The sequence below is a fragment of the Actinoplanes sp. NPDC051411 genome (assembly GCF_040682075.1).
GTDB lineage: Bacteria > Actinomycetota > Actinomycetes > Mycobacteriales > Micromonosporaceae > Actinoplanes.
This window is the reverse complement of the sequence record NZ_JBFBAD010000040.1, coordinates 26,069-33,824: the sequence shown is the minus strand read 5'-3', so window position 1 is coordinate 33,824 and position 7,756 is coordinate 26,069. Positions and strand designations below refer to the sequence as shown.

Below are 7,756 nucleotides of genomic sequence, written 5' to 3'. Positions count from 1 at the left end.
GAGCTCCGGCGGGCAATATTTCGGTAGCCCGAACCCCAGCGGCTTGACTCCCGGCGGCCTGACTCCCGGCGCTCCGGCCTTTGCCCAGCCGACGTCCGCGGCGCCGGCCTCGGCCGGGCCGAGAACTCCGGCGCCCACGCGACCCTTCGCCGGCGCGATCGTGCCCGCCCCTCACCCGCCGACCCAGCCGGTCACTCAATATCCGATCCGCCCGGCCACGATCGAAGTCACGCAGCGCAACAGCCTCGCGTCGCCCTGGGTCATCACGATCGCGGCCGTACTCCTGGTCGGCGCCGGCGTCGCCGCGGCGATCGTCGTTCCCCAGTTGGTCTCCGACCACAACGGCGGCGGCACCCCGAGCCCGACCATCGCGAACGGCTCCTCCGCCCCGGCACCGGCCCCCAGCAGCGCCGACCCGGCCGACGGCGGACTGATCGTCGCCACCGCCCCGGACCTCAACGACGGCCGGGCCGACGAGGTCATCGCCATGCTCGACGTCTACTTCAACTCGATCAACTCCAAGGACTACCCGGCCGTCGCCTCGGTGCTCGACCCCGACGGGACGACGGACCCCGGCAACGCGAGCGACATGGCCGAGCTCGCCGACGGCACACGCTCGACCACGGACTCCCATGTCACGCTGACCTCGCTCGACGACACCGACGAGGGGCTCGCGGCCGAGGTCACTTTTCAGAGCAACCAGAAGGCGGGTGACGGGCCGGAGGACCGGCCCGACGAGACCTGTACGCAGTGGGACATCATCTACACACTGAGCCACGACAAGGCGTACCGGATCCTGAAGAGTGACGCGACGTCGCAGCCATGTTGATCGAGTTCAGTGGCGAGCTCTGGTTCTGGCGGGGGCCGGCGCCGTGGCACTTCGTGACCGTGCCCGAGCCGCACTGCCGCGACATCGCGGCCGCCGCCTCGCTGGTCACCTACGGCTGGGGCATGATCCCCGTCAGCGCGAGCATCGGCGACACCGAGTGGACGACCTCGCTGTGGCCCAAGGACGGCGCGTACCTCGTCCCGATCAAGACCTGGGTGCGGAAAGCTGAGGAACTCGACGTCGGCGACACAGTCACGGTCAGCCTGACCATCGACGCCGACTAGCGGAGGGAGCCTCGCGGTGGCCAGAACATCGAACCTGCCCCACGCGACCGGCCGGCCCACGGTCACCGACGGCGGCATGGAGACCGACCTGATCTTCCACCGCGGCGCCGACCTGCCCTGCTTCGCCGCGTTCCCGCTGGTCGAGACCGGCGAGGGCCGGGCGATGCTGACCGACTACTACGACGGCTACGCCGCGATCGCGCGGCGGGCCGGCGCCGGCCTGATGCTCGAGGCGCCGACCTGGCGGGCCAACCCGGAGTGGGGCGAGCGGCTCGGCTACGGCCCGGACGCCCTCGACCGGGTCAACACCGCCGCGATCGCCCTGCTGGCGGAGCTGCGGGAGCGGTACGCGGACGGCATCGCCGACATCGCCCTCGGCGGCGTGGTCGGGCCCCGCGGCGACGGCTACCAGCCGGACCGCCGGATGGGGCCGGACGAGGCGGCCGCCTACCACCGCCCCCAGATCGACTCGTTCCGCGCGGCCGGGGCCGACCTGGTCACGGCATACACGTTGACCGATCCCGGCGAGGCGATCGGCGTCGTCCGGGCGGCCCGGGCGGCCGGCCTCCCGGTGGCGATCTCGTTCACGGTCGAGACCGACGGCCGCCTGGCCGACGGCCACCCTCTGGGCGCGGCGATCGCCGAGGTCGACGCGGCCGCCGCCCCCGACTACTTCCTGGTCAACTGCGCCCACCCCGACCACGTCGAGCGCGGGCTGGCCGAGTCCGGCGGGCAGCGGCACCGGCTGGCCGGCATGCGCTACAACGCCTCCTCGAAGAGTCACGCCGAACTCGACGAGGCGACCGACCTCGACGCCGGCGACCCGGCCGCGCTGGCGGCCGGCCACCGACGGCTCGAACCGCTGCTCCCCCGCCTGCCCATCCTCGGCGGCTGCTGCGGCACCGACGCCCGGCACGTCGCCGCCCTCTGGAACGTCTAAGGCTTTGTCCTGGACGGCCCGCAGGCCGGCCGCGAAACCGCTCAGCTCACGTGGCTCCCCATGACGCCCCGGCCGGTGGGCGGCGGCCGCGGCCAGCCGGTGGAGGATCAGGCCTGGCGCGGCGGCATGACTTTGCCCGGGTCGGCGGGCGGCGGGCGGCGGGTCGTCGCCGAGCGCCGCTCCAGCAACATTACCCGCCCGCGCGGCGTGTCCACGTTGTGGTCCGGGCAGGTGTCCCCGGGCGACAACACCGTCGGGCCATTCTCCAGCCGCTCGCAGAGCCCGCGCAGACCGTCCCACGCCCGTCCGGGACCGCCACTCCGAGATCCGCCGCGTGGGCCGTCAGCGACTCCACTACACCTCGTCGATGTCGGCGACGATCACGGTGACATTGTCGGGGGCGCCGTTCTCCAGCGTCCGGTGGACCAGCTCGGCCGCCGCCGTCTTGCGGTCGGGGTTGGACCGCAGGGTCTCGGCGATCACGCTGTCCTCGACGTAGTCGGACAGGCCGTCGCTGCACAGCAGGAACCGGTCGCCCACCTGGACCGGGATCATGCGGCCGGCCGGGCGGAACGGGCCGCCCTGCACCGCCTGGGTCACCAGCGCCCGCTGCGGGTGCCGGCGGGCGTCGTCGGGGGTGAGGACGCCCTGGTCGACCAGCGCCTGCACGTACGTGTCGTCGCGGGTGAGCTGGCTGAGGGAGCCGTCGCGCAGGCGGTAGCAGCGGGAGTCGCCGACGTTGAGCATCGCCACCCGGTCGCCGGACAGCAGCAGGGTGGTGACGGTCGTCCCCATGCCGTCGCGGGCGTCGTCGTCGGCGACCGCGGCCTCGATGCGCTCGTTGGCGGTCTGCAGGGCGGCGATCAGGTCTTGCAGGGGCTCGCCGGTGTCGGGCAGCTCATCGACCACGCCCATTGCCTGCACCAGGATGTCGCTGGCCAGCTCGCCGGCCGGGAGGCCTCCCATGCCGTCGGCCACCACGAGGAGGCGGTTGCCGACGAACACCGCATCTTCGTTGTTGGACCGCACCAGCCCCTGATCGGTGGCGGCGACCGCCCGGACAACTAGCGTCATGTCACAAGACTGCCAAACACCCTCGCAGAAGTCTCTAGTACCTCCTACGTAGTGTTGGGTGGTGATGGCGGTGCCGATGGTGGGGCGGGCGCCCGCGCTCGACGAGTTGCGGCGGGCCCTCGACACCGTGCGCGCGGAGAAACAGCCGGTCACCGCCGTCCTGACAGGTGCCGCCGGAACAGGGAAAAGTGCCCTGGTCGGCGCCCTGTTGCGGGCTGCCGGATCGACGAACGTCCTCAGCGGCGCCGCCCGGGTGCATTCGCCCGCGCCTTATGACTGGCTGGCCGCGGCGCTGCAACGGCACGACACCGATCAACTTGACGTACCGCAGGACGCCCTGTCCTGGCTGAAACAAGACCCGGATGTCCCTCGGGAGCGGTACACGCCGGACGCCCTGCTCCGCATCGCCGTGACGACCGTGCGCGCGCTGGTGAAGGCCGCACCCGCCGTACTCGTGGTGGAAGATCTTCATGCTCTTGACCCGGCGAGCCTCAACCTGGTCGCCGAGCTCGCCGCGACCGATCTTCCGGCCTTGCTCCTGGTCACCAGCCAGCCACCCGAGGCGGCCGTGTCACCCCAGCTCACGGCCCGCACGCTCGCCCGGCTCACCGGGCGACCGGGTGCCATCCGGCACCATCTCAGCGGTCTGGCGCCGGCTGAGGTCGGGGAGCTGCTGCGGCACGCGTACGGGGTGGAAGCCGTGACCGTGGAGATCACCTCGGCTGTCTGGCGGCGTACCGAAGGTAATCCGTACCTGATCACCGAGCTGATGGCCCGGTTGGGTCCGGAGGGCCTGCGGGACCTGGCCGGGCCGCAGGCCGACCTCACCGTCCGGGAGCGGGAGGTGCTCGGGTGCATCGCCGAGGGCATGTCCAACAAGCAGATCGCCCGGGCGCTGGAGATCTCGGTGCGGACGGTGACCGTGCATGTCTCCAACCTGCTGCGCAAGACCGGCGCCGCCTCGCGGACCGAGGCGGCGCTGTGGGCCGTGCAGCGCGATGTCAGGGCCAGAGCAACGTCTTGATCGACCGGCGTTCGTGCATCGCCCGGTAGGCCTCGGCGACCTGGGACATCGGCAGCTGGAGGTCGAAGACCGGGCTCGGGTCGAGCCGCCCGTCGAGCACCTCGGGCAGCAGCTCCTCGAGATACGCCCGGACCGGCGCGCCCCCGCCGCCGACGGTGATGTTGCGGGCGAACATCTGGCCGATGTGCAGCTGGGCGCCGCCGAGCGGGACGCCGACGAACCCGATGCGCCCGCCCGGGCGGACGGTCGCCATCGCCTGGTCCATCGCGCCTTCCGTGCCGACGCACTCGAGCACGCAGTCGGCGCCGGTGTTCGCGAGCAGGTCGCGGACGACCGCGGCGGCGTCCTCGCCGCGCTCGGCGACGATGTCACCCGCCCCGAACTTGGTCGCCACCTGCTGCCGGTCGAGGTGGGTGGAGCAGGCGATCACCCGCTCGGCACCGAGCCGGACCGAGGCCAGCACGGCGCACAGCCCGACCGCTCCGTCACCGACGACCACGACCGACCGGCCCGGCCCGACGCCCGCGCTGAGGGCGGCGTGGTGTCCGGTGGCCATCACGTCGGAGAGGCTGAGCAGGCCGGGGATCAGCGCGTCGGCCGGCGGCTCGGGCGTCGCGACGAGGGTGCCGTCCGCCAGCGGGACCCGGACGTATTCGCCCTGACCGCCGTCGTTGATGCGGCCGTCGGGGTCGGTGCCACCCCAGCTCTGGCGGTGCAGGCACGAGGTGTGGATGCCGTTGCGGCAGTTGACGCAGGTGTTGTCACTGATCACGAACGGCGCGACGACGAAGTCGCCCGGCTTCAGCGTGGTGACGCCGCGGCCGATCTGCTCGACCACGCCGACGAACTCGTGGCCGATCGGGCGCGGCGGGCCTTCGGGGTGGAAGCCGCGGTAACCCCACAGGTCGGAGCCGCAGACGCAGGCGGCGACGACGCGGACGACGGCGTCGGTGGGCAGTTCGATCCGGGGGTCGGGCCGGTGTTCCCAGCGGATGTCCTCGGGGCCGTAGAACATGGTTGCCTGCATAAATACGACCCTATCCCCGCTCCCCCGGGGGAACCGGGCGATGCATCGAGCGGGGCGGCGCGACAAGGGCCGGGGGGCTCGGTAAGAATCGACGACGTGACGACAGCGATCCATCAGCGCATTGCAGAGGAACTCGGGGTCCGCGAGGGCCAGGTGACCGCGGCGGTCGAGCTGCTCGACGGCGGCGCGACGGTGCCGTTCATCGCGCGCTACCGCAAGGAGGTCACCGGCACGCTCGACGACACCCAGCTGCGCACCCTGGAGGAGCGCCTGGGCTACCTGCGCGAGCTGGAGGAGCGCCGGGCGGCCGTCCTCGAGTCGATCCGGTCGCAGGGCAAGCTCGACGACGCCCTGGAGCAGGCCATCCTCGCCGCCGACTCGAAGGCCCGGCTGGAGGACATCTATCTGCCCTACAAGCCGAAGCGGCGCACCAAGGCCCAGATCGCCCGCGAGGCCGGCCTGGAGCCGCTGGCCGACCAGCTGCTCGGCGACCCGGCGCTCGACCCCCGCGCGACCGCCGAGGCGTTCCTCACCGAGCACCCTGAGGCGGGCGAGAAGGGCGTCGCCGACGCGACCGCCGCGCTCGACGGTGCCCGGTCGATTCTGATCGAGCGTTTCGCCGAGGACGCCGACCTCATCGGTGACCTGCGCGAGCAGATGTGGACCAAGGGGCGCCTGGTCGCCAAGGTGCGCGAGGGCAAGGAGACCGACGGCGCCAAGTTCGCCGACTACTTCGACTTCGGCGAGCCGTTCGCGAAGCTCCCCTCGCACCGCATCCTGGCGATGTTCCGCGGCGAGAAGGAGGACGTGCTCGACCTGACCATGGAGCCGTCGCCGGAGGGCGAGGAGGGCAATTTCGAGGCCCGCATCGCCGGCCGCAACGGCATCTCCGACCAGGGCCGCGCGGGCGACAAGTGGCTGCTCGACACGGTCCGCTGGGCCTGGCGCACCCGCATCCTCATCCACCTCGGCGCCGACCTGCGGGTGCGGCTTTGGCAGGCGGCGGAGGACGAGGCGGTGCGGGTCTTCGCGGCCAACCTGCGTGACCTGCTGCTCGCCGCCCCGGCGGGCACCCGCAGCACGATGGGCCTCGACCCGGGCTTCCGCACCGGCGTGAAGGTGGCCGTGGTCGACGCGACCGGCAAGGTCGTCGCGACCGACACGATCTATCCGCACGTGCCGCAGAACAAGTGGGACGAGTCGATCCACCGCCTGGCCGCCCTGGCCAGCAAGCACAACGTCGACCTGATCGCGATCGGCAACGGCACCGCCTCGCGCGAGACCGACAAGCTGGCCGCCGACCTGATCAAGCGCCACCCGGAGGCCAACCTGACCAAGGTCATGGTCTCCGAGGCCGGCGCCTCGGTCTACAGCGCTTCGGCCTACGCGGCCCAGGAGCTGCCGGGCATGGACGTCTCGCTCCGCGGCGCGGTCTCGATCGCCCGCCGCCTGCAGGACCCGCTGGCCGAGCTGGTCAAGATCGACCCGCGTTCGATCGGGGTCGGGCAATACCAGCACGACCTGTCCGAGATGAAGCTCTCCCGCTCGCTCGACGCGGTGGTCGAGGACTGTGTCAACGCGGTCGGCGTCGACGTCAACACCGCCTCGGCTCCGCTGCTGACCCGGGTCTCGGGCATCGGCGCCGGCCTGGCCGAGAACATCGTGCTGCACCGCGACGCCAACGGGCCGTTCCGGACCCGCGGCGACATCAAGAAGGTGGCCCGGCTCGGCCCGAAGGCGTTCGAGCAGTGCGCCGGCTTCCTCCGCATTCCCGACGGCGACGACCCGCTCGACGCGTCGAGCGTGCACCCCGAGTCGTACCCCGTGGTCCGCACGATCCTGTCGAGCGCCGGCGCCGACCTCAAGGCGGCGATGGGCAACAGTCCGCTGCTCAAGGCGATCCGGCCGGAGCAGTTCGTCACCGACACGGTCGGCCTGCCGACGATCACCGACATCCTCAAGGAGCTGGAGAAGCCGGGCCGTGACCCGCGGCCCGAGTTCACCACCGCGACCTTCGCCGAGGGGGTCGAGAAGATCTCCCACCTCAAGCCGGGCATGGTGCTGGAGGGCGTGGTCACCAACGTGGCCGCGTTCGGCGCGTTCGTCGACGTCGGCGTCCACCAGGACGGCCTGGTCCACGTCTCGGCGCTGTCGAACACGTTCGTCAAGGACCCGCGCGAGGTCGTCAAGTCGGGCGACGTGGTCAAGGTGCGGGTGCTCGAGGTCGACGAGGCCCGCAAACGGATCTCGCTGACCATGCGGCTGACCGACGAGCCGGCCCGCGAGCGGCGGCCGCGCGACGAGCGGCCGGGCGGCGGTGGCCAGCCGGGGCGGCAGGGTGGCGGCCAGCCAGGCCGGCAGGGCGGCCCGGGTCAGGGCGGCCAGGGTCAAGGCAGCCAAGGCGGCCAGCGTCAAGGCGGCCAGGGCGGCCAGCGTCAAGGGCAGGGTCAGGGCCGTGGCGCTCAGCAGCGCCAAGGCGGCGGCCAGGGTGGCGGACAGCGGGGCGGGCAGTCGGCTCCGATCAACAGCGAGATGGCCGAAGCTCTCCGGAGAGCGGGCCTGACCAGGGACTAGTCAA

General features: G+C 72.2%; 6 protein-coding genes and 1 pseudogene. 5 read left to right on the top strand and 2 right to left on the bottom strand.

Features of this window, described 5'->3' with window-relative positions:
* The 3 genes and pseudogenes from AB0M88_RS22690 to AB0M88_RS22680 form a co-directional block, all read left to right on the top strand.
* Positions 1 to 829, top strand: a pseudogene (locus AB0M88_RS22690) (hypothetical protein); the annotation flags it as partial.
* A complete protein-coding gene (locus tag AB0M88_RS22685; protein WP_364105241.1) occupies positions 823 to 1,113 on the top strand; it encodes a DUF1905 domain-containing protein in 291 nt (96 codons plus the stop codon). The pseudogene AB0M88_RS22690 and the gene AB0M88_RS22685, both read left to right, overlap by 7 nt.
* Before the next feature lie 16 nt (positions 1,114 to 1,129).
* Positions 1,130 to 2,053, top strand: coding sequence for a homocysteine S-methyltransferase family protein (locus AB0M88_RS22680; protein WP_364105239.1), 924 nt, complete (start codon positions 1,130 to 1,132; stop codon positions 2,051 to 2,053).
* A 354-nt stretch (positions 2,054 to 2,407) separates the two neighbouring features.
* Here AB0M88_RS22680 and AB0M88_RS22675 read toward each other — a convergent pair whose 3' ends face one another.
* Positions 2,408 to 3,127: a protein phosphatase 2C domain-containing protein gene (locus tag AB0M88_RS22675; RefSeq protein ID WP_364105237.1), complete on the bottom strand. Its 720-nt coding sequence runs from the start codon at positions 3,125 to 3,127 to the stop codon at positions 2,408 to 2,410.
* Between the two features lie 64 nt (positions 3,128 to 3,191).
* On the opposite strand from AB0M88_RS22675, the gene AB0M88_RS22670 reads away from it, so the two are divergent.
* Positions 3,192 to 4,151 carry a LuxR C-terminal-related transcriptional regulator gene (locus AB0M88_RS22670; RefSeq protein ID WP_364105325.1) on the top strand — a complete coding sequence of 320 codons (960 nt, stop codon included), beginning with the start codon at positions 3,192 to 3,194 and terminating at the stop codon, positions 4,149 to 4,151.
* Here the strand turns inward: AB0M88_RS22670 and AB0M88_RS22665 are convergent.
* On the bottom strand, positions 4,129 to 5,178 hold the full coding sequence (locus AB0M88_RS22665) for an alcohol dehydrogenase catalytic domain-containing protein (RefSeq protein ID WP_364105235.1): 1,050 nt from the start codon (positions 5,176 to 5,178) through the stop codon (positions 4,129 to 4,131). The genes AB0M88_RS22670 and AB0M88_RS22665 overlap by 23 nt on opposite strands.
* A gap of 96 nt (positions 5,179 to 5,274) precedes the next feature.
* On the opposite strand from AB0M88_RS22665, the gene AB0M88_RS22660 reads away from it, so the two are divergent.
* Entirely contained in the window at positions 5,275 to 7,752 is a 2,478-nt protein-coding gene (locus AB0M88_RS22660; protein WP_364105233.1) for a Tex family protein, read from the top strand.
* Positions 7,753 to 7,756 lie beyond the last annotated feature (4 nt).

Excerpts from the sequence above, each read along its gene's own strand:
- AB0M88_RS22675 (WP_364105237.1), bottom strand. The coding sequence starts at position 3,127 with ATGACGCTAGTTGTCCGGGCGGTCGCCGCCACCGATCAGGGGCTGGTG.
- AB0M88_RS22665 (WP_364105235.1), bottom strand. The coding sequence starts at position 5,178 with ATGCAGGCAACCATGTTCTACGGCCCCGAGGACATCCGCTGGGAACAC.
- AB0M88_RS22670 (WP_364105325.1), top strand. The coding sequence starts at position 3,192 with ATGGCGGTGCCGATGGTGGGGCGGGCGCCCGCGCTCGACGAGTTGCGG.
- AB0M88_RS22685 (WP_364105241.1), top strand. The coding sequence starts at position 823 with ATGTTGATCGAGTTCAGTGGCGAGCTCTGGTTCTGGCGGGGGCCGGCG.